Annotated in this window: 15 protein-coding genes; 2 read left to right on the top strand and 13 right to left on the bottom strand. The window is 59.9% G+C overall.

What is annotated here, in order from left to right; genetic code table 11:
* The first annotated feature begins 25 nt into the window (after positions 1 to 25).
* Complete coding sequence (locus tag CFB17_RS13110; protein ID WP_088562012.1) at positions 26 to 1804, top strand: hydantoinase B/oxoprolinase family protein; 1779 nt, start codon at positions 26 to 28, stop codon at positions 1802 to 1804.
* Between the two features lie 438 nt (positions 1805 to 2242).
* Here the strand turns inward: CFB17_RS13110 and CFB17_RS13105 are convergent, their stop codons facing one another.
* From CFB17_RS13105 to CFB17_RS13070, 7 genes are all read right to left on the bottom strand, one after another.
* On the bottom strand, positions 2243 to 3271 hold the full coding sequence (locus CFB17_RS13105; RefSeq protein ID WP_088562011.1) for an ABC transporter permease: 1029 nt from the start codon (positions 3269 to 3271) through the stop codon (positions 2243 to 2245).
* Positions 3268 to 4266, bottom strand: a complete 999-nt coding sequence (locus tag CFB17_RS13100) for an ABC transporter permease (RefSeq protein ID WP_407642421.1) — start codon at positions 4264 to 4266, stop codon at positions 3268 to 3270. Before CFB17_RS13100 ends, CFB17_RS13105 begins: the two co-directional genes overlap by 4 nt.
* A gap of 23 nt (positions 4267 to 4289) precedes the next feature.
* A complete protein-coding gene (locus tag CFB17_RS13095; protein WP_207762075.1) occupies positions 4290 to 5834 on the bottom strand; it encodes a sugar ABC transporter ATP-binding protein in 1545 nt (514 codons plus the stop codon).
* A gap of 44 nt (positions 5835 to 5878) precedes the next feature.
* Positions 5879 to 6862: an ABC transporter substrate-binding protein gene (locus tag CFB17_RS13090; RefSeq protein ID WP_207762074.1), complete on the bottom strand. Its 984-nt coding sequence runs from the start codon at positions 6860 to 6862 to the stop codon at positions 5879 to 5881.
* 448 nt (positions 6863 to 7310) lie between these two features.
* A complete protein-coding gene (locus CFB17_RS13085) occupies positions 7311 to 9227 on the bottom strand; it encodes a hypothetical protein (RefSeq protein ID WP_133063907.1) in 1917 nt (638 codons plus the stop codon).
* Positions 9228 to 10151: 924 nt separating this feature from the next.
* A complete protein-coding gene (locus CFB17_RS13075; protein WP_088562007.1) occupies positions 10152 to 11120 on the bottom strand; it encodes a phytanoyl-CoA dioxygenase family protein in 969 nt (322 codons plus the stop codon).
* A gap of 1023 nt (positions 11121 to 12143) precedes the next feature.
* Positions 12144 to 13577 (bottom strand): oligosaccharide flippase family protein, encoded by a 1434-nt coding sequence (locus tag CFB17_RS13070; protein ID WP_088562006.1) that lies wholly within the window; start codon positions 13575 to 13577, stop codon positions 12144 to 12146.
* A gap of 314 nt (positions 13578 to 13891) precedes the next feature.
* Here CFB17_RS13070 and CFB17_RS13065 point away from each other — a divergent pair, with 314 nt between their 5' ends.
* Complete coding sequence (locus CFB17_RS13065) at positions 13892 to 15196, top strand: glycosyltransferase (protein ID WP_133063906.1); 1305 nt, start codon at positions 13892 to 13894, stop codon at positions 15194 to 15196.
* 7 nt (positions 15197 to 15203) lie between these two features.
* Here the strand turns inward: CFB17_RS13065 and CFB17_RS13060 are convergent, their stop codons facing one another.
* The 6 genes from CFB17_RS13060 to CFB17_RS13035 all read right to left on the bottom strand — a co-directional run bounded on the left by CFB17_RS13060 (position 15204) and on the right by CFB17_RS13035 (position 22438).
* On the bottom strand, positions 15204 to 17651 hold the full coding sequence (locus CFB17_RS13060; protein WP_133063905.1) for a glycosyl hydrolase 2 galactose-binding domain-containing protein: 2448 nt from the start codon (positions 17649 to 17651) through the stop codon (positions 15204 to 15206).
* Between the two features lie 40 nt (positions 17652 to 17691).
* Positions 17692 to 18669, bottom strand: coding sequence for a DUF1839 family protein (locus CFB17_RS13055; RefSeq protein WP_088562003.1), 978 nt, complete (start codon positions 18667 to 18669; stop codon positions 17692 to 17694).
* Between the two features lie 4 nt (positions 18670 to 18673).
* Positions 18674 to 19582 carry an amino acid--[acyl-carrier-protein] ligase gene (locus tag CFB17_RS13050; RefSeq protein WP_407642420.1) on the bottom strand — a complete coding sequence of 303 codons (909 nt, stop codon included), beginning with the start codon at positions 19580 to 19582 and terminating at the stop codon, positions 18674 to 18676.
* Positions 19583 to 19602: 20 nt separating this feature from the next.
* Positions 19603 to 20760: an acyl-CoA dehydrogenase family protein gene (locus CFB17_RS13045; protein ID WP_088562001.1), complete on the bottom strand. Its 1158-nt coding sequence runs from the start codon at positions 20758 to 20760 to the stop codon at positions 19603 to 19605.
* Positions 20757 to 21017 carry an acyl carrier protein gene (locus CFB17_RS13040; RefSeq protein ID WP_088562000.1) on the bottom strand — a complete coding sequence of 87 codons (261 nt, stop codon included), beginning with the start codon at positions 21015 to 21017 and terminating at the stop codon, positions 20757 to 20759. Before CFB17_RS13040 ends, CFB17_RS13045 begins: the two co-directional genes overlap by 4 nt.
* A gap of 611 nt (positions 21018 to 21628) precedes the next feature.
* Positions 21629 to 22438, bottom strand: coding sequence for a DUF72 domain-containing protein (locus CFB17_RS13035; RefSeq protein WP_088561999.1), 810 nt, complete (start codon positions 22436 to 22438; stop codon positions 21629 to 21631).
* Between the last annotated feature and the right edge of the window lie 16 nt (positions 22439 to 22454).

Below are 22454 nucleotides of genomic sequence, written 5' to 3'. Positions count from 1 at the left end.
TCGCCTTGGCAAAGTGGAATCTTGTATGACCAATGAGACCCTTTCGGGCGGCGTGCGGACGGCGATCCTGGCGAGCCGTATGGAAGGCATCGCCCGCAAGATGCAAAACACGCTCTTTCGCACGGCGCGCTCCGGCGTGCTGAATACTGCGCACGATTTTTCCTGCGTCATCGTGACGGCCGACTGCCAGCTGCTGGCCAGCGCGGAGAGCCTGCCTATCCACACGCTGGTCGGCCCCGATCTCATGTGCGAGGCAGTGCGCGGTTATCATCCACAGATGAAGGCCGGCGACTGCTACCTGCATAACAGCCCTTATGAGGGCGACTCGCATCCGGCCGACCATTGCCTGATCGTGCCGGTCGTCGACGCGGGCGGTACGGTGCGCTTCTTCGTGCTGGCCAAGGCGCATCAAGCCGATTGCGGCAACTCGCGGCCAACCACCTATATGGGCCATGCCGCAGACGTCTATGAGGAAGGCGCGCTCATCTTCTCCGCGGTGAAGATCCAGTCAGACTATCAGGACAACCAGGACATCATCCGCATGTGCAAGGCGCGTATCCGCGTGCCCGAACAGTGGTGGGGTGATTATCTGGCGACGCTGGGTGCGGTGCGGATCGGCGAACGTGAGCTCGTGCAGTTGGGCGAGGAGGTGGGCTGGGACGTTCTCGATAACTATGCCGACGCCTGGTTCGACTATTCCGAGAAGAAAATGGAGGATGCCATTCGCCGCCTGCCGAGCGGCATGGTCACCGTCCACTCGGCGCATGACCCTTTCCCTGGCGTGCCGGACGGCATTCCCGTCAATATCCACGTGGCGATCGATGCTGCGGCCGGTAGGATCAGCGTCGACCTCACCGATAACATCGATTGCCAGCCATGCGGTCTCAATCTTTCCGAAGGTTGCGCGCGCACTGCTGCCATGGTCGGCATCTATAATGGCATTCTCGACCATACCGTGCCAGCCAATGCCGGCAGCTTTCGCCGCATCGACGTCAAGCTGCGGGAGAATTGCGTTGTGGGCATCCCGCGCCATCCGCATTCCTGCTCGGTCGCCACCACCAATCTGGCCGACCGGGTCAGCAACCCGGTTCAGCGCGCGATCGCCGAGATCGCGCCGGGCTTCGGCATGGCGGAGACCGGCCCCATCATGCCGCCTGCCATGGGCGTCATCTCAGGCCGGGATCCACGAAACGAGGGGGCGCCCTTCGTCAACCAGATCTTCCTAGGCACGACGGGAGGCGCCGGCACAGCCGTGACAGACGGTTATCTCTCGATCATTCACGTTGGTAATGCCGGGCTCTGTCGCCAAGACAGCATCGAGGTGGACGAGCTGCAATATCCCCTCTTCGTCAAAGAGCGCCGCCTCGTCGCCGACACGGAGGGGGCTGGCCGGTACCGGGGCGCCCCTTCCGCCTATGCCGAATTCGGGCCGGTCGAGGGCTGCAAACTCGAAGTCCTCTATACCGCCGATGGCACGATTAACCCGGCGGCCGGCGCCCGAGGAGGACTTCCAGGTGCCACGTCCAAGGCACAAAAGCGCTTGCTCGATGGCAGTGTCGTCGACCTCCCCGCCTGTTATGGCGTGGCACTTGAGCCGGGCGAATTCGTCATCTCGCGATCGGCCGGCGGTGGTGGCTATGGCGATCCACGCACGCGGGCGCCGGACATGGTCTTGAACGATATCCGCGAGGGGTGGATCAGCGAAGCGCGTGCGCAATCGGTCTATGGCGTGGCGCTGCGTCAAGACGGGAAGTCGCTTGAGATCGACGTTGAGTCCACGGCTGCATTGAGAACAAAGGCCTAAACGACATTAAGAGGCCATGCCTATTTTTCAGGCGTCGCCTCTAATTGCCCATGCTTTATGCAAGATTTCGTAAATATCTTGCCGAACTTCAACGACCTATTGACTTCCCGTCATGCCGGCGGGAAGAAGGCGCAGGTCGCCTGAGTATATCATGGTGAAAAAAAAGCCGGGTCGAAACCCGGCCAAGTAGATCAGGGAGGCTAACGTCTGGGTGATCCGAGGGATAAACCCTCCGATCTGCATCGGACATTGCGTCCGACGGACGGCTAGCTAAGCAAGCTCAGCTGGCCAACAGCAGGACCCCAGAGGCTGTCCCGCTGCAACGCAGTAGGTACAGCCTCTGGGGTCCAGTTTCCAGAGTAAGTTGGTAGATTTAGGTTGCATCTGGCGCATGCGGCCGCAGCAGTTTTGCTGCTGTGGCAGGACGCCGCAGCGCAATCATGCGGTTATGGGCCGCGCCAGCTTGCTCTGCAGCATGACCACGACCAGCAAGAACGCACCTCTGATGACCGACTGCCAGTAGGCGGACAGACTAATCCAGCCCATGCCGTTCTCAAAATTGAGGATGGTGAAGATAAGGCCGAGCAACATGACGCCGGCCAGTGTGGCAAGGACCGAGCCCCTTCCGCCTGAGAGAAGCGTACCCCCGACGACGACCGAGGCAATCGCGAACAATTCCCAGCCCACGCCCTCGATCGGCTGACCGGCGCCGAACTGCGAAGCCAGAATGACGCCTGCCAGGCCAGCCAGGCCACCCGACATCAAATAGACGAGAAAAACGGTCCGGTCGGTCGGCAGGCCCATCAACCGCGAGGCCTCTTCGCCACCCCCTACAGCCAGGACATGCCGTCCGAAGGGTCGCCAGTTCAACAGGACGGTCGCCACCACATAGGCGACGAGCGCCAGCCAGGCAGGCGTGGGAAAATTGAAAAATAAGCTTAGCGCAGTTCCCAGCCAATTGGCATTGTCGCCGCCGACCCAATCAGGCTGGAAGGACTCCAGCAAGCTGCCCTGGCCAAGACTCGTAAAGCTCGAATCATAAGACACGGCAACGGACTGGTTGTCAGCTAGGAGCAATCCCACGCCGCTCGCGGCTAGCATCACGGCCAAAGTCGCAATGAAGGGCAGTATGCGAAGCTTGACGATAATGAAACCAGAAAGAGCGCCAGCACAGAGCCCCGCCGCCACGCCTCCCAGTAGCCCGGGCAGAAGACCATAGGGGCTGAGATAGGCGGAAACGACACTCGTCATGGCGGCGACCGAGCCCACTGAAAGATCGATGCCGCCGGTCATGATGACGAAGCACATGCCAAGTGAAACCAGCGCGAACATGGAATTGTAGCGCAGCACGGTCAGGATATTGTAGCTGCTGAGGAAGCCGTCATAACGCCAGCCACCGACGATGATCAGGAAGAGGAGGGCAAGCGTGACGCCAATCCCTGCCCCGGAAACATGTGCGCGTTTCATGCCCGCTCCTGTCGCTGCAGCCACACGGCAATGACGATCAAGGCCGCCTTGGCGATGAGGGCGGCAGAATCGGGCACGCCGTTGGCAAGAAGCGTGTAGCGGACCAGTTGGATGATCAACGCACCCACCAACGTGCCGGTCGTCGTTGCCCGGCCGCCCGATAAGAGGGTTCCCCCCACGGCAACCGCCGCGATCGCATCCAGCTCCGTGCCCATGCCGATCAGGTTGGCATCGGCTGCCGAATTCATGGCTATGACGATGAGGCCGGCCACGCCGCTGCAAAGGCCGGAGGCGACATAGACCAGACATTTCACCCGGCCGACGGGCACGCCACTCAGACGAGCGGCGGCCTCATTGCCGCCCACCGCCAGAACCTGGCGACCAAAGACAGTGCGCCGTAGCACCCAGGCTGCCAGGATGACGACCGCCAGCATGATCCAGATTTGTAAGGGTACACCTAGCACATGGCCAAGGGCGATCGCCTGGAATGCCGGCATCTTGAAGACTTGGAGGTCGCCGTTCGTCCAGACCTGGGCGATGCCGCGACCGGCGATGAAGAGGACGAGCGTCGCGATGATGGGCTGGATGCGGAAGCCCGCCACCAGCCAGCCATTGAAGAGGCCGAAAAGCCCAGCCACGGCGATCGGCACGGCGATGCTCAAGGCGATATTGAGATAGGGCGGGGCGCTAGGAAAATAATAGCCGGTGAAGAAGCCCGGAGCGATCGCGCCGGCGATCGCCATCAGCGACCCCACTGATAAATCGATGCCGCCGGTAGCGATCACCAGGGTCATGCCCACACCAACGATGACGATGGTACAGATCTGGGCGAGGTTGACCGAGAAGGTCTGCATCGTCGCGAAATGCGGTGTAAATGCAAGATTGAAAAGGACGAGGAGGGCCAGCGCCAGATAAGCGCCATAGCGGCTGAGCCAGGCGGCCGCCGACGGGCGTGGTTGCCGGCCCTCCGTCTCCTCGGAGGACGCCGGCTTGATTAGCATCTCCTTGAGATCGACGCTCAATGCTCGCCTCCATGAGGAGCGGCGTCCCCACTGCCATGCGCCATGGCAGCCATGAGTGTGGCTTCGCTTGCGTCGGCCCGGCTCATCTGGCCGACGGTACGCCCGTCGCGCAGGATGAAGATCCGGTCGGCGCCTTCGAGGATCTCCTCGATCTCTGAGGAAATCATCAAGACGCCTAGTCCATCATTCGCCAGCCGGCGCACAAGCTTTTGGATCTCGGACGTGGCCCCCACATCGATGCCCCGCGTCGGCTCGTCCAGAATAAGAAGCTTCGGATTCATGCAAAGCCAGCGGGCCAACAGAACCTTTTGCTGATTGCCACCCGAGAGTTCTCGGATGGGTTGTTCGGCGCTGGCGCATTTGATGCCAATATCCTTGATGAAACGGAGAACGATGCGACGCTGCTCGCGCTCATTGACAATACCCGAGCGGGCCAGGGCCGGCAGGAGGGCCAGCGTCATGTTCTCCCGAACGGACATGCGCGGAATGATGCCCTCATGCTTGCGATCCTCCGAACAAAAACCCAGCCCTGCGGCAATGGCCTGACGGGGGTCGGCAAAATGTTGCGGCTTGCCCTCAAAGCTGATCCGTCCCGCCTGGTGCGGTTCGGCGCCGAAGATAGCCCGCGCGGTCTCGGTGCGCCCGGAGCCCAGCAGGCCGGCTAGACCAACGATCTCGCCTGCGCGCACGCTCACAGATGCTTCCTTGACCTTAGGCGACACTGCAATCGAGTCGACCGACAGCAATTCCGCGCCAGGGGGGCGGGCCGCCTCGGAAAAGGCCGTCGCCCCCTGCCGACGAACTTCCGCCAAATCGCGTCCCAGCATGGTTGCAACGAGGCGCAATTTGTCCATTTCGGCCATAGAGGCGACCGCGACAGTCTTGCCGTCACGCATGACCGTGACCCGGTCGCAGACGGCGTAGAGTTCATCGAGCTTGTGGCTGACGAAAACGACCGCCACGCCCTGGGCCTTGAGCCGACGGATCGTCTGGAACAGGACTTGCACCTCCTGCTCGTCGAGCGAGGACGTCGATTCGTCCATGATGACAAGCTTGGCCTCGAAGGAAATGGCCCGGGCAATCGCTACCATCTGCTGGATGGCTGTGCTGAACTGGCCGAGAGGTGCACCAACATCGATATCGACGCCGAATGCCTCGAGAAGCCGCCTGGCACCCTCGTGCATGCGTCGCCAAGCGAGGAAACCGCCCCGGTGCTTGAGCTCTCGGCCCAGATAGATGTTCTCGGTAATGGTGCGAAAAGGGATCAGGTTGATCTCCTGAAAGATCGTGCTGATCCCATTGCGCTGCGCCTCCTGCGGCGAGGCAGCCTGCCAGGGTCGGCCGTCGAAGGTGATCTCGCCTGCATCCTTCTGGCAAAAGCCGTTCAGGACCTTGATCATCGTCGACTTACCGGCCCCGTTCTCGCCGATCAGCGCCATGACCTCGCCCTCTTCGACCTCGAGAAACGAAGCCCGGAGAGCGGGCACGACGCCAAATCGCTTGTCGATGGCCTGCATGCTGAGAAGCGGATGTGACGCCATGAACCGGTAACCTTGAGAGAGTGCGCGAACTGGCTGCTTCGACCTTAGAAGGCTTCCGGCAGGTAGCTCGCGATATTGTCCTTGGTGAACAGGCGGTCCGTATTGACGACCCATTCGGGGATCTTCTCGCCATTGGCGTAGGCGACGACCGCATCGAAGGCCTTCGGTCCAAAATGTGGATTGCACTCGACCAGCACCGCGATCTTGCCGTCGGCCACGGCTTGCGCCCCGTCCTTGGTACCGTCGATCGAGACGATCATGATGTCCTTCCCGGGCGTCTTGCCCGCGGCCTCCATGGCCGCGATGGCTCCCATGGTCATCTCGTCATTGTGACCGTAGAGCGCGGTGGCGTCAGGGTGGGCCTGATAGAGAGTCTCGAACACTTGGCGTCCCTTGTCGCGGGCAAAATCGCCCGACTGCGAGGCGACGATCTGCATCTCGGGAAATTTGGCGATGCCCTCCTTGAACCCCTTCATGCGATCGTTGGCTGGCGAGGCACCCACCGAGCCTTGCAATTCGATGATCTTGGCCTTGCCGTTAACGGCCTTTGCGAATGCCTCGGCCGCCATATGGCCTTCCTGGACAAAGTCAGAACCGATGAACGCTATGTAGTCGCGTCCCGGCTTGGCGGCCTCGCGATCGACACTACGATCGATGCAGAAGAGCGGGATGCCTGCCTTCTTGGCTTCCATGACCGCGGGCACCAGCGGCTTTTCCTCGCGCGGTGCTAAAAGGATGACGTCGACTCGTTGGGCAATCATCGAGCGCACGTCGGCAACTTGCTTGGCAGCGGAGCCGGCTGCATCGGTATAGACGAGTTGCCATCCGCGTTTGGCGGCTTCGTCCCTCATGCTTTGCGTCTGGGCGAGCCGCCAGGGATTATTGCTCTCTGTCTGAGCAAAGCCGATCTTATACTTGTCTTTTTTCTTGAGCACAGGCAGGCCCTGAGCCAGGGCTCGGCCCGCGAACCCTGGCACGACAAGCGCGCCGGCGGTGGTTGCGACGAATGAACGTCGTGTGATGATCACGTGACTACCTCCTGATCGAACTATTTTTCGAACTGCGTCCAGCGCGGTTCTCTTGGGCAAATTTATACACATCCCGTTAGGCTGCAACATGGCCTGGAGATTCATCGAGGGCCGCGCGTCCTCGACAGGCCTTCCGTCCCCGATATTAATAACCGGCAACGCCAACGCGCTGACCATGGTGACCGGTGCGCCGGCTTTACGATGAATGGCGATCCTTTGCCTCAGGCAACTAAGAAAGGTCGCACACCAAACGATACTTAGCCGCTGCGATGCTGAAGGGGAGCACCTGAGGAAGAGCAGTCCGACTGTCGACGTTAATTAGCTTATAATAATGATTATGACATGTTAATAAGATGTCTGGTAGGTCGAAAAAGGCCGGGCTGGGCCGGCCGTCCTTGTGGTGCCGCGGATCAGACCTGTTATCCGTGGCGAAAGAGTTGTGGCGACCTCAAGGTCGGTGAGGCGCGCTGGATGACGGGTTTGAAGAAGACGAACCATCACCTCCGCCGGACGACGTCGGCGCCATTCGCGTCATGGCCAGGGATTCTTCGCCAGGGCGCGCTCCCAGATCCTCCGCCGGCACATCGTCTCGGTGCGGCGAATTCCCTCGATCCGCCCGTGCTGGCGCCGAGGACCCCGGCGCGGGCGGGACACTCGAAACCTCACCCGCTTCGATCGCCCGAGGCACGGTCTGGGTGTAGAGAAGTATGGTGAATAGGGCGCTCTCGGCGTCTGACTGCAGCGTGGCGGCGTGCTGCCCGATAAGATCGGACAGATCCGCAATCGCGATCGGCTCTGCCGCTGCGCCAATAGCGTCGGAAAACGCTGCCAGAGCAGCTTCGACCCGCTCGTGTCCTTCGCTGCCTTCAGTCAAGGTTTCGCTTGGCTTTTTTTTCTTCGAACCGTATTGCATTTCGTAAATAAAGCAAAGTCCCAGGCAAAGGAGGCTTGAAACCACCGTATTTACAGCAATGCGCGCCGCTTCATTCGGAATCGCGTCCGCCCCGGACTGACCCAGCCGGGCACTTCCATTGAGTGCCAGATACGTATTAAACACTAGGACGAATGCAAAGAATTTGTTGCTATCGTTTGCGACTTCAAGCGCAGATTTCAACCATTTCTTCGGGCTACCGAGAACTTCCTTATTCGATTTCCACTTGCTCTGATATCTGAGTGTGCCGATGGTCCCGAATTGATTGCCCACCGCCAGTTTTATAAGAGGCGGCGTAAAGTAGTTGTAACCAATCAGCGCTCCGCCCCACAACAAGCCAGAAATGGCCGCATATCGGGCTTGTTGCTTGCGATCCTGATCGGCAAATTTAGCAGGTCCGGCGTAATCATTTGAATATGACCAAGCCGTAGCGGGGATGAAACTCAAGGTGAACGTGACAGCACCGGCCGCGTAGGCTCCAATCTTTCGCCAACCGTCGGGCTCGACGCCGGCAAGCTGCGGCACCTCCATCGTCTGGAACGTTTTCGCGATTTCAGTAACCGTTGCATAGAAAGCGGCGCCTATCGTGGTCGTCGCCAATCTGGCAGCGACATCGTAGCTTTTTGCCATCCCGATGGCGCCAAGCATGCTCACAGCATAGACAAGGTCGCCGATGGTCGCGTCCCAGTTCTTGTCCTTGGCGTTCGCGAACGCCGAGGCCAGCATGATGATCGAACTTGCGGCCTGACCCGTGTAGTAGACGCTTTCGGCAATCCCGGTTTTTTCGTCAGGCTGGCCGAGCTTCATCGACTGGGCGGCCAGGGATTGGAAAATGGGACGGAAACCGAATCCCAGAACACTGATCAGGCCCGTCGTCTTGGCAACCTGCCAGAAATTCAGCGCCCAGCGTTTGGCGGCATTTTTGTCGGAAGGCCTTGCGCCAATCTCGTTGATGATTTGCCGGACGGCCGCCTGGATCTCATCAAAGTCCGGAGCGGGGCGTGGTGGATCGCCCGCTGCAATTCGAGTGTCCATGTACGCGACGAAGTCGACATCCTTGAATATGGCATCCACCTTGCGGGCAAGCGCGAGATCTTTGCCGAGCAACTCGGCGACCGCCGCAGTCATCTCCGCTCCGGACGGCAGCGTTGCGATCGCAGCGGCCAAAGGCGCGGGATCCTCCTCTCGGCCTTTACCGCGAGCGCCTCCCGCTGCGGCCACCTCCGTTCCGGACGGCAACGGTGTGATCGAATCGGCCAATGGCGCGGGATCCTCCTCCCGACCTTTACCGCGATCGTCTTCCGCCACAGTCACTTCCGCTTCGGGCGGCAACGTTGTGATCGGAACGTCCCCACCCGCAGCAGCGTCCTCCCCATCTTCGCCGAGATTGTCTCCCGCCGTAGTTGCGCCAGCGCCGAATTGAGCTCCCGTCAATTGACCGATCCATTCGTGGGCTATACTCGACCCTCCGGCGTCAACGTTCCGGCCTCCGTCCCCATGTGCATCAGCCATCGACCTGTCCTCCGTTATCGCGCCCTAGGGGCCAACTCGGCCCGCATGCCTTCGACGGGGCTGCCGACGCCAATGTCGAGCAACCGCCAAAGCTTCGGTCGGCGATACGCTTGAAGAGGACTTAATGGGAATGCCGCATTTGATATGGCCCGATGTGTGGCTCGAATACCCATCCTGACTGCCCTAAAAAGAGCAGCCGATCGGCTTCGTCGGCCTCGCCACGGTCCTGACCCGATCTCGCCGCATGAGTAGCGATCGAGATCTTGTCAAAATGTCGCCGTCAGGCAGATCTTCACAGATTTGCCTGGAGAACATGCGCCGGCCCGGAAGGCCGCATTGTGAGAAGCCCTGCACCATGATGATCTGACGCTAACGGAGGCGCGGTTCAGCGCCCGAGGCCTAATGCTTCGGACGGGCGACGGCCCCGTCATCTTTGGCCGCCTTCGAGCGGATTGGACCGTCTGCAATGTCGGCATCGAGGCAGCTCGGAACTCCCTCGACCGTTGGCAACGAGCAGACAGCGGCCCCAAAACGGGCCGTCATTTCTTCGCCGATATAGGCTCGAGGTTCGGGCGCCGGATCCGAGCCACGCTTCGTGCCGAGGCAGATCGGTGCCGGGCGTGTGGTACACCGCATCTGGCTTTGAAAACAAAAAGGGGCGGTCAGACCGCCCCTTTAAGACTGCAACAATAATGACAAGCTGGCATTAGGAAGAATACCAAAATAACTTAGACCTTCTGGTCATACGATTTCATTGCCTAATAAATCGCGCGGCCGATGAAAATAACGAGCCCAGGAAGTACAGCCACTCGAAAACAGATATTTGGGAATGGCTTCCGGCTTGGCTCAGCCGGCACGGCGCTTGATCATGCCGCTCCGTTCGAGCACACGCGACGCAAGGTTATGCCAAGTGGACAACGAGGTCAGCTCATTGCGCCGCACATAGCGCCACGCTCGCACGGCAACGTTCAAGCGGTTCGAGCGCCAACGACGAGCCCGCATCTGCCTCGTCGTCTCGCGATGGGCGAGCCAGGGCGAGACGGCGCCGGTTGCAAGCGGTCGCGGCGGGAGCTCGAAGACGATGACGTAACCGGCTCGATAGCCTTTCGAGACGTTGGGGCCTGCGCCGTGCAAGGTCAAACCGGTGTGAATCGTCAGATCGCCCGACTTGAGCGGCACATATTCAGCGCTGTCTTCATCGAACTGGCCGCAGCACTCGAGCACGTGGATTTTTGGATTGTTCTGGAACGGCCGGTGCTCAAGTAGCCCTACCTTGTGCGAGCCCGGAATAAACCGCATGCAGCCATTTTCCATTGTGGTCGGCTGCAGCGCCATCCAAAAGCTGAGTTCCCGATATTCGATCGACGGATCGCGGAAGGCCACATCCTGGTGCCAGGGCGTCATCGGGCCATCCAGAGGCGCCTTGCGCAGCGCATGGTCGAAGGAGAATCGCGCCTCTGGACCGAGCAACTCCTTGGCCATCGCTTCGATGCGCTTGAAATACGCGGTCTTGCGCAGCTCCGGGGCCGATTCATTCGGATTGATGATCTGCGGGAACTTCATCGGCTTATCGCCCTCGTCATCGTCACTGACGAGGTCGTAAAAGTTACCTTCGTTAAAGCCGGCACGCTTGCGCCACAGTTTCTCCAGTATGCCGTTGATCGTCTTCACGTCGGCGGCCGTGCATGCGCCTTGAACATGAGCATAGCCGCGCTCCTCAAGCTCCTTTTTCGCGGCGGCCGTCTCGACGGCGAAATCCGCATGCTTCGGGGCGCTCACATTTGTCGATCTCGTTAGAGACTCAGCTTGCAGCATGGTATTCGCTCTTTGCCATCTGAAGATATTTGAACTAATCTAAATTGATGCCGCACTCTATTCGAAGGCATCATAACTAGAAGGAGTCGCGCTGATCGGCAGCAAGGTGTGGTGAGCACCATCTCCGAGCCAAGCGATGCAGTTCCCAAAATCGCCACTACTAAAAAGCGGAGACGAACTGCCGTTTCCCCTTAACCACCACCTGCCCCAAATTGGCTCCCGGCCCGGTTGATTGCAAAGACGAATGCTCGATTCGTCTCGAATTGTTGGCATATGCGTATGCTGGTGCGTACGTTGCCGCAGCTTCGTTCGCCCCTAAAGTTCGAACGATGAGCATAGTCCTACCAAATCGGGCGAAATTTGACGAATTGATCGCCGACATTAGAGTTGGCTAAAGTTCACGCGCGACGAATGGGCGATCTGGCGCACCGAAGGGCGCCATGGTCGGATAGACGGCGCACTCGCTCATGGATTGATTTTTCATTAAGACCGCTTGTTTTTACAGGCACGATATTGCAATATGGCTGATTGCGATGAAGGAAGTTTGCAGTCAACTGGAGTTTATTGCGGGTTGACTAGATCAGTAAGGCGCTTCTCTTGAAGCGCGAGTTAGATGCGATCGGCTCAACTAATAAGATCAACGTCCTGGCGGACACCAACCATCTTGACGACACGCGTCCTGCGGTCACCATTACCCTAACTTCATTGCGCGGTGCGCTGCATCCGAGCGCAGTCATCAGTCGGCACAAGGCGCATGTCCGCGCCCGGTTAGCTCGTCGCCGGTGGACATCCTGAGGTAACCCATATCGGCTCTGCCATCTTGGCCCGGCGATAAGGCAGTCTCACTTCAATGTTTGGAAAAGCGGCCGGCCCGCCGCCCTACCAACATTGTTGGCTAGCCGCCGGTCGACTTGAGGCAAGCCGGCGATGCGTCAGAGAAGTTGGACGGGTTCAGCCTTTTACGTCGATGGCAGTGATTGACCAGCACCATCCAAATTGGCTGCCTTGTGCGCCGTTAGCGCCTCATCCGGTAGGGAGGTGGACACGGCGGCTAAACAGGAGAAGGCCGGCAATCACGATCCATATCAAGCCCGCACCACCGCCAACCAGCATGAGATGCTCGGCGGCCCGCGACGGCAGCAGGCCGCTGTGATCGGCCATGGTTACGAAGATGGCGCAAAACCCCGCCAGCGCGGCCGGCATAATCAACGCTGCCGTCAAAGGACGCCAGCCCAGTTTTGCGCGTCGCGCGAGAACGACCACCGCCATGATCCCGACCAGGGCACGCGATAGGGCGACCGCGATTGCCGCATACTCGGCCCCGAACCGAGCCAAGGCGATAAGAAGCAGCAGCATCGTCGCAAGCGAGATGATCCTTATCATCGGGAAGACGCGTCGGTCGCCATGGCCAATCATCATCGGCTCGAGAAACAGATCAAAGACCTGAAAGAGTGCCGCCGCCGCCAGAATCGAGATGACCGGCCCGACATTGCTCCAACCCGGATTGATGAAGGTGGTGACGAGTCTCGGACCCAGGAGCATGACGGCAATGAAAACGGGCCATGAGACCATGGCCAGAAAGCCCACATGCTTGATCCATGCTTCCGCCATCGCCGTCTTGTCTTCCTCGCGGGCGGCGCGACCTATACGCGACCAGCTCAAGGTCTTGACAGGTCGGAAGATGACGTCAGCCATCGCCGACACAAACCGCGAGCCGGCGCGATAAGCGCCCACAGCGGCCGGCGAGAGCATCAGTGCGAGGAGCATGTCGGCGCCATAGCCGGAAAAAAGCTGGGTCGCCGTACTGCCATAGAGAGGAAACGCGGTACGGACCGCCTCGCGGGCCACCGTACGATTGAAGGTGAACCTTGGACGCGTAAGGGCGCAGATGCACAAAGATGCCGTGGAAAGAACACCGGCTGCGACGCGCCAAGCAATCAGCGCCTCGATTCCCCAGCCAAGTTCGAGGAAGGCGATCAGAACGAAGAGCGCACAGAACTCAGGGACGAAATTGCCAAAGCTCAATCGGCGAATGGATTTACGCCGCAAAAGCAGCGCCTCGCTCCAGGCAGCTGGCGCCGCCAGCAGTGGCAAAACGGAAAAGGTGATCAAGACCTTGGCGATGATCGAACGCTGAGGGCCAATCGCAAGTCCGGCGACAATAAGCGCAAGGGCGACCAGTACCGCTACCGCCAACATGAGGAAGAAGACCGTATCACGCGTCTCCTCCTCGTTCTTCTTGGTGAGCAGGTACTCGTAAAAGCCGGTATAGACGAAGGTGACCCCTATGACATAGCTCGTAGAGCCGATCGAGAACGCGCCGAACTGCTCGAGCGTGAGGAAGCGGCCCGCCACCAGAACCGCTAGCAAGCTTATGACCTGGCTGCAGGTTCGCGCCGTCACATTCACCACGATATCGGATCGCAACATCCGAAAAATACCGAACAGTTTCGGCATGAACACCTCTGCTTTGTCGCGCGTGATCGGCCCACGTCACCGCCGACCTCAGAGCAAGCAATCGCAACGAGCCCTTACGCGCCGTCTTATTGGCCGCACGATACTATAACGCCAGCGTCGGCGTCCAATCTGATCTATAAAATCCAGGGCAACATACTATAAGGCATATAGGGTGACCGGGAGGCTAGCCAAGAGCCCAGGAATATCTAAGATCAGCTCGCGCACCAGATGGCGAGCCAAGATCTACATACGCAGAAGAACCTGTAGACCTAATCTCCCTATTGGAAGGTATTACTTGGCGCGCTTTTCGGGTTTTGTCGTTTTTCAGGGACCGCGACATGAGAATTGCTTTGATCTCTACTGTTCCTATATTTCCCTGCACAGGGGGGAACAGGGCCAGACTGTTCAATCTTTCTCAGTCCATGCGCAGTCTCGGGCATGAAGTGGAATTTGTATTTCTTCCGTCTCGTCGGGCTGGCGAGGCGGATTGGCAGGCACACGACGACTATTTCGGCAGTCAGGGCGTTCATCGCCTGGAGCGCGAAGGTCTCGTCGACAGCCTTTATATGGCCAAGCGCGTCGCGGGCAGAATGACCCGAAAGGTTTATCGGGCCCTCGGCTCGGAACGTTCACATTACTATAATCTTGATGAAATATTCTACACGGGCTTTCTTCCGCAGCTCCAGGCTTTACATGCCGAGCGTGACTTTGATGCTGCCATAGTCATCTATGTTTTTAACTCAAAGGCTCTTGACGCATTCCCCGACAGCGTCCTCAAGGTCGTAGACACCCATGACGCTTTCACCGATCGCCACAAGCTCTTCGAAGCGGCGGGCCGCGCCCATGCCGGTTATTCCCTTCGCAGCACTGACGAAGCACGCGGCCTTGGACGGGCTCATGTCGTCATGGCGATCCAGGAACGGGAAGCCATGGATTTTCGCGAGCTGACCAATGGTACGCCGACACGCGTTGTGACGCTCAGCCACACGCTGGACCGAAGCCGCAAGGTCGACCCGCCTTCCCGCCGGTCGGCTTGCTTTATTGGCTCGGCATTCGAGGCCAATGTCGTGTCACTGCGCTATTTCATCGACACTGTGATGCCTCTGGTTCTGGCCGTGCGGCCCGATTTCAAACTCTACTTGGCGGGATCGGTGTGTGATGCCGTCGAGGATCGGCCGACGATCGTCAAGATGGGACGGGTGCCGCATGTCGCCGATGCGATGGAGAAAGGGGGAATTCTTATCAACCCGATCGTCCTCGGCACAGGTATCAATATCAAGCTTCTGGACGCTCTCGCCTGCGGGGTCCCAGTCGTCAGCACTGAATTCGGGGCGCGCGGCCTCGAGGAGAGTGGGAATGGCGCGGTTCTGACCGTGCCAGACGGGGACGCAGCGGGATTCAGTCGCGTCCTCCTGGCATTGATGACGGACGATGACCTATGGCGTGCTTCGAGCGCGCGCGCCTCTCAGGCGGCCCAGGACTGGGACGAAACGCAGATGCGTGCGTTAGGTAGCGTGCTGTCGACAAAGCCCGTCGGGCTGCACAAGCAGAAGGCCTTGCTCTTCGGCAACAGCCCGATGCGCTGGTGGCCGCTCATCGGGCGCCCGCGCGTACGCTAAGTTGATTCTAGCCGGCCTCGCCGCGGTAGCGGACGCGATCGCGGGCGTTCACCGCGACGAGATAGCCATTAGGCGCCGCCTTGACGTTTTTGGCGCGCGGCTCGAGCCGTAGTCGGCGAGCCCTTCCGGGCCAGACATGACACCATTCGAGATCGGCTACATAGTTCTCATCTTCGATGTGAATATTCTGTGCGAAAAGGCACGTCGTAACGTCCAGATACCAGACCCCGTTTTCCAGGCTCGGTTTTGCATCCAGCCCGACATCCTCCCGGCGTAATGCTCGCCCCTGGGGAAAATGACAAGCATCGGCGAGGACGGTGTTCCCATCGTGGGTGGTAAGCACAGCGATGTTCACGACGTGGCTGGCCGCGCCGAAGTGATAAGCATATGTGAAGTCGAAGAACTTGCCGGTCAGTTCCCACGCCCCGATACTGAAGGATTCGCGCGGACCGACGACTAGTTGCCGGCGCCCCTCAGCCAGCACGGCGCCATTCTCTCCCATCGCCTGCAATTGCAGTTCCGTCTCGCAGGCGGTTGCGGTTTCATTGACCACGTGCAGTGCCAGGCCGTTCAAGCCTTCGTCGGTCATGCCGACATGCAAAGGCGTCAGCACCCGCTTTAGCCCGTGCCAGATTGATTTGGGCATGCCGTCCGCGTCCAGGACGCCCCAGCCGGCGCCGGGCCGGAGGTCTTGCAGCATCCAGACGAGAGCGCCGCTGCAAGAACTGGCGGGACGACGCCACTCATTGAAGACTTCGACGACGAGCTCTGCTGTCGTTGCCCGCGATAATGTCAGATAGCGCTGCAGGTCTTCCGTGCGCAGACGGCGCGCGTCTACGGAAAAAAGGCTCTCCAGATAATGATCGCGGACGTCCTCGAAATCCCAGTTGGCGCCGAGATCACGTGGCACCGTCATCTTCCATTGCGGGTGATGTCCCGGCGCAATGCCGTGGTCGAGAAACCTCTCGGTCATCGCTGTGTCGGGCATGTTCGCGAATGCCAGGCATTCCGATGCAAACCGGACGCCAGAGCGCCGCGCGTCCTCGAGCGGCCGAAGATAGGCGCCGACGCCGTAATAATGGGCGACCCCCTGGTCTACCTGGAACGGCAGCGTGCCGCCCGACGGCGAGTTCGGGACATAGGCTACATCAGGACGTCGGTCAGTGACGATCTCCCGAAGCAGCGTATCGAAGAGGCTGAAATCCAGTGACTGCGCCGGGAGGCCCAGCATGGCTGACTGCTGGAATACTTCACTGCCACCGCAAAGAATGGCCAGCGAGACATTTGCCCCCGTCCGGCGCAGGAACCAGCGAGCCTCCGCCTCGACCTTATGTCGGAAGTCCAGATCGGTCGGATAATCAAAATTAGCGAACATGAAGTCCTGCCAGACCAGGAGGCCCAGTTCGTCACAGCAGGCGTAGAAGGCATCTGCCTCATAGACGGCCACACCGCTGAGGCGGATCATGTTCATGCCGGCATCGCGCGCGCGCCGAAGCCAGGGTTCGAAGGCCGCGCGATCGGCCGGCATGGCGACGAGGTCGGCAGAAGACCAGACGGCACCGCGACAAAATATAGGCTGATCGTTGATGGTCAGCTCAAAGCGCTCGCCATCGGTGCCTCGATCGAGATCCAGACGCCGAAAGCCGATCTGACCGAGTTCCAGACAGAAATCCGGACCGATGAGCTTTGCCGCGTAGAGACGCGGGGTACCGTGGGTGTGCGGCCACCAAAGCTCAACCTCGTCGATCTCGAGCCTGGTTACCAGCATGCCTGGAGCTCCGGGACGCAACGGCGCCCGACGCCCCTCGACCTCCAGGCCCCAGTCGCCCCCAGTCTCACTGACGACGGAAAGCTCGACGATACCTGTCTTGCCAACCAGTGAACTTCGCAGATCGAATGGAAAGCCCGCAGGCGGGCAGGCTAATGCCGGCCGCAGGATCTCGACCGGCCGCCATGGACCGACGAGATCGACCGACGGGCACCAGCCAGGCATGTGGCCAAGAAGCGTCGTACGCACGCCGCGCAACCGACGGTCGTCGATCATGGAAGGACGCCATTTGGCCCTGCCGCGCTGCCGCCCGAGTGTCCCCTCCAGAGCCCGAAAACAGAGCCAGAGTCTGGTTTGCGGGCGAAGCTCGACCTCGACTTCGTGCGCCTTGAACATGGAGTCGGTATGCAGGACGCGTTCATCGTCCAGCCAAACCTCGGTCTCGGTCGCCAGTCCCTCGAAACGCAGAAGGGCCGATCCTTCACCCTCGAGATCGCAGCGATACCAAACATCCTGCGTATGCAGCGGACTTGGACGATCCAGGGTCAGGAGGCCGGCGTCGCGTAGGGCGGAGGCTGCCGTGCCCGGCGCTCCTGCTGCTTGCCAGGCAGTGCCTTCGGGTAACTCGCTCGGGCGGGCAGCGGCTCCTGGGGCGACCAGGGCAAGCAACCATTGAGCGAGTGGCATCCTTCCGCCGGCGGGGGCCGGCAGACGACGCCAGACTTCCTCAGCCATAGCAATCCATCAGGCCGCCGATCAGCCGATCGTGCGTCGTTTCGAGCTCCGCCAGCAAAGGCCGCGCATCCATGGGCCGCCGCCGGTGCACGGCACGCGCCAGCTGGAACTGCATGACCTTCATGATCTCGGCAATGCGCAACGCATCCGCCCGTGGCTGCTCCAGGCGCGATTCCCCCTGCCCCGCCAGCCACTCGAGATAGCTGCCTAAAAGCTCCGCATTGGCACCGGCCTGGCGAAGATTATTGAACGCATAGGCATGAAAACGAGGCATTGGCCGCTCGAGCAGCTCCGGTTCATTGGCCAGGAACCGCTCGCGAAAGGCAACGAAGGGGTTCGCTCTCGAACGATTGTGAAGATAACGGCGAAGCAAGGACAGCGAGGCCACGCGCAATGCCGCGCCCCGCAATGGATGCACCTCCCGCTTCACCATCTCCACATAAGGGAAGAGAAGTTCAGGCTGGTCCCGTTGGTCGGGAGCCAACCGGAAGATCCGGGTGAAATCCTCGCCTTCCAGATGAAAATAACCAGCATTGTGGAAATAGCCGAGACGTCGCTCGCCCGGATCGATCTCGGCGATGCCGACCGTCGTCTTGACATGCTCCTGGTGATAGGACGCGCCTTGCGTGTCGGGCAGATAAAACGCGTCGAGCTCGACGATGACCAGACGATCCCGCTCCACCTGCTCGATCACATGACCGACAATGTCGTCGAAAATCGCCAGCTCTTGGACTTTCACGCCAAACAGGGTTCGAAGGTCTTCGAGCGGCGGCTTGAAGAAGGTGAACTGATCGCCCTCGAATTCCTGGTCAATGGCGAATGGCAGCATTGCTACGGGCTGAGCGTCCATGGCATGGACGACCTCAATCCAGAGATCAGTGTAGCAGTTCGTCTCTAGCCAGATCCGCTCGGAGCCATGAAGCGCGTGCGGCATAAAGCCCGGCTTCGGCAGGAACGAGGGAGTGTGCATCGCCTCAGCCCCAGAGCAGTTTGCGCACGCTTTCCGGCCAGGCCTTCAGATCGAAGCCATGATGCCGAAAGAGGGCCAGAGCCACGCGCTCCATGCCGAAACCGACACAGGCCGTGTGCGCCACTGTGCCCGCCGCAGTCTGCATGTGCCAGATCTCGCCAAAATGATCCTGGTGATAATTGAAACTCATGCAGGCGGTCGGCCGCTCCTTGCTCGTGATCGGGATGAGGAGCTCAAACTTGAGATTCTGATCCCGCTGATTGGCGGCCAGCATCCGGCCCGCTCGGCCAAAGAAGGGATCGTTGGCGACATCGACCTCGAAGGGTACGCCGAGTTCGGTTGCGAGCATGCGCCCCCGTTCCAGCCATGTCTCGCGAAACGCAACGACTTCCTCGGGCGAGCCGATCCGCACATGCTCGCGCATACGGAAGAGCTGCATCCGGGCCGGATCCTTCGACGGCTCGTGTCGGAAGCAATAGGAATAAACGTCGACGAGCTTACCGCCGCTCGGCAGAGCGCCGCGCGCCGCCAGGACCGGGTAGATCGGATAGCAGGCAGCCGGCGTGATGACAATATCGGTGGGCTTCTGTTCACCCGTCCAGTCCTCGCCCTCGGCCAGCTGACGTAGCAACTCGTGATGCTCGCACTCGCCGCCCATGAAACTGTGCACGGTGCCCGCAAGTTGCGGAAAGCTCTTGAGGTACTCGCTCTGCTCGAAATGCAGACGGTTCAGACCCGGGGGAAAACGCATAACCTCCGCGCCATCGTCCCGCCCGAGACGGGTGATGACATTGTTGAAAGCCTCGATCACGTCCTCAAAGTCACCGCTACGCCCATAAAGACCGTCGACCCCAACCGGTATCAGCAGTCCCGCACGAACCAACTCAGACAGATAATGTTCAGGGCCGGCCATTGTTTCTGTTGCTTGCATGTTCACGCGTTCAGTTCCGGTATGTCCTTAAGGACGAGAAGGTAATTAGAGGTATTGCCCATGATCCGATCATTATTAACCATGATGGCCGCCGAATAGGCGTCACGCAGATGCCGCGAAAGACTATAAGGCCCTGTGTTCCGATATCCATTGATACCACAGATTAACATCGCCTCGTTGATCAGCTCGACCGCACGCGTTGACGTGCTGGTCTTCAAGGCATTCATGGCAACCGCAAACGACATCGCGGTTAACTTGTCCGGGGAATCGCTCGCCCGCTCGAATCGAGCAAGAGCGGCTTCGAGATGACCTTGCATTGCTTCCAGGCCCGCCACGAGCGCGGCCAGCCGAATAGCAGCGGGTGGCGCACTGCCTCGCTTTCGCGCTTCGGCCCGAACATAGGCCCGAGCACGCGCCACGGCGTCCGTGACGATGCCCACCCATGTGCCGGCCCATGTCAGATGGGTGATAGGCAACATGGTTCGCGCCGAGATATCAGCGTAGGGCAACGGCAAAAGTCGGTCGAGCGGAGCTTCCGCCCGCAGCACATAGCCATTGCTACAAGTGCCGCGCATACCCAGCGTATCCCAGCCGCTCGTCTGCTCCAGCGTATAGTCTTCGGCCAGCAGCACGGCTAAGGCCTGATCGCTCGCCGCAGCATCCGGCGAGCGGCGAGCCGTCGCCAGAATACCGTCGGCATGGCTGCCATAGGAGATGACGGAAGCCTGTTTTTCAATGGTGAAGCGATGATCCTTCGCCTGAACGGCGCAGATGCTCTCGCGCACATTGCCGCCAACGCCGGTCTCGGTCGTAGCCGAGGCCAGGAGGAGCTGATCTCGCGCCACCCGCGAAGCCACTGACCGAAGACCTTCGCTCGACAGCCCATGTCGCATCAGGCACGCAGCCTGGATCTGATGCATCGCGAAGATCATGCCGGTGGCGGAACAATATTGGCCGAGCGCGTGCGCCACGGCCACGGCATCGCCAATCGTCGCGCTCTCGCCACCGAGTTCGCGCGGCATGAGCATCCCCAGCAGCCGCTCGTCGCGCAGCGCATCGAACGATTCGCGCGGGAACCGGGCGTCTCGATCGACAGAATCCACGTGTCTGCTAGCGACTTCCCGGCCGACTCGATGCGCGCGCTCGACGAAATTGCTCATGGGACAGGGGCATCAATCTTGAGCTGGGATAGTGCACTGGAGATTGCCTGAATCGATTCGAATGTTCGACGCTTAAGGAGTGCATCGGGAAATTCGACGTCAAACGCCTCTTCCAATGCCAGCATCAGGTTGACCGAGTCGTGCGAGGAAAGACCCGCGTCATAGAGATCGGCATCATCGCGCAAGGTTTCGAGATCGCGCTTGAGCCACTGCCCCTGGGCAAGAATCTCACGGACTTGATTTGACAAACTGCTCATCTAATGGGCCCGTTCATGTTCAAAGAATTAGCCGGAAACGACCGGCGCATTTGACTTATAAGCCAATAACGAGTCGACGGAAATTCAACCCGCCAGTGGAAAGTGATCGCGACAAACAAAGGCTTGCATATTCAGATACGCACACAATTTTCATCTCCATGGTAGCGAAGACCGTCATTGCCGGCTGCATAAGCAGCGATAAATTTCCACCACCGGTGATGGCTATCCCATGAAGCAACTCTGCCGACTTAGCGTAGAGCGAATCGGAGTCGGCTGAGCAGATGCCTCGAATGAGGTCACAGGCTTCGTAAGCCCGGCGCAGACCCGCCTGCCGATCGACCACGACAAAACTCCGCCATGACAGCCGACCTCCAACAACGGCCGATCGTGCATTTCCGAGACGAAGAGAGGGATAAGACTGGTCCCGGTCAGATGGCAGTGCTCATCAGGCAGCTACGACCGTTCATCTCTCCACCGTCGAGTATCCGCACCTCGCCTTATATCTATGATTGAGTTGATCCCGCAACATAGAGCCTTTTTGGCTAAATCGTCATCAGGAATCGAGACCAAAAGACATATGAGGATACGATTGCTGGCGCGTCGCGCCACGCTCATGCCTGCCTTAGTCGATCGATGATGGCCATGGCCGCCGCGGGGTTGCGCTCCTTGAAGCCGCTGATGACATTGAGGAAGACATCGCGACCAGCGACCGGTCTCTTCGCGCTGAGAAGCGCCAAATCGTCGGGATAGCCGCCCTGGCGCCATACGTTTGCGCGTCCAGCCCACTGCTCAATCGAGTTTCTCGCATACCCGAGCAATTCCTCGGCGCTCGTGCCCATGATTCGTGCATAGACGAAGTCGGCCGTCTGATCGGCGATCAGCGGGAAATGCGAATCACCCGCTAGCACGATCGCCACCTTATGCTGGCGGGCAAGTTCGACAAAGGACCGCTCCTTGAAGCTCTCATGCCGTACCTCGACGGCGTGGCGCAGGCTCCGGCCCTCGTGCGTTGCCGGCAGGAGTCGAAGGAAGGCCGCAAAATCATCTGGGTCGAATGTCTTTGTCGGCATGAACTGCCAGTTGATCGGTCCGAGCTTGTCCTTGAGCTCCAGAATACCGCTGCCGATGAAGCGCTCGATGGAAGGAGCCGCCTCGGCCAGCACGCGCCGATTTGTAGCGAACCGCGGCCCCTTCAACGAGAAAACGAAGTTAGAAGGTGTCTCGTCGTGCCAACGCGCAAAGGCCTCGGCCTTTTGCGAGCCGTAATAAGTACCGTTGATCTCGATCGTGCTGAGCTTCCGACTGGCGAATTCGAGCTCCCGCTTCTGCGGCAGGCCGTCCGGGTAGAAGACGCCACGCCAGGGTTCGAAGATCCAGCCGCCGATGCCAACCCTGACGCTTCCTGCCGATGGCTTGCGCATTTCGTCTCCCTTGGTG

Origin of the sequence: Arboricoccus pini, from assembly GCF_900187945.1 — a bacterium.
Lineage (GTDB): Bacteria > Pseudomonadota > Alphaproteobacteria > Geminicoccales > Geminicoccaceae > Arboricoccus > Arboricoccus pini.
The sequence above is the reverse complement of the archived record's forward strand: the minus strand, read 5'-3'. Positions and strand labels throughout refer to the sequence as shown.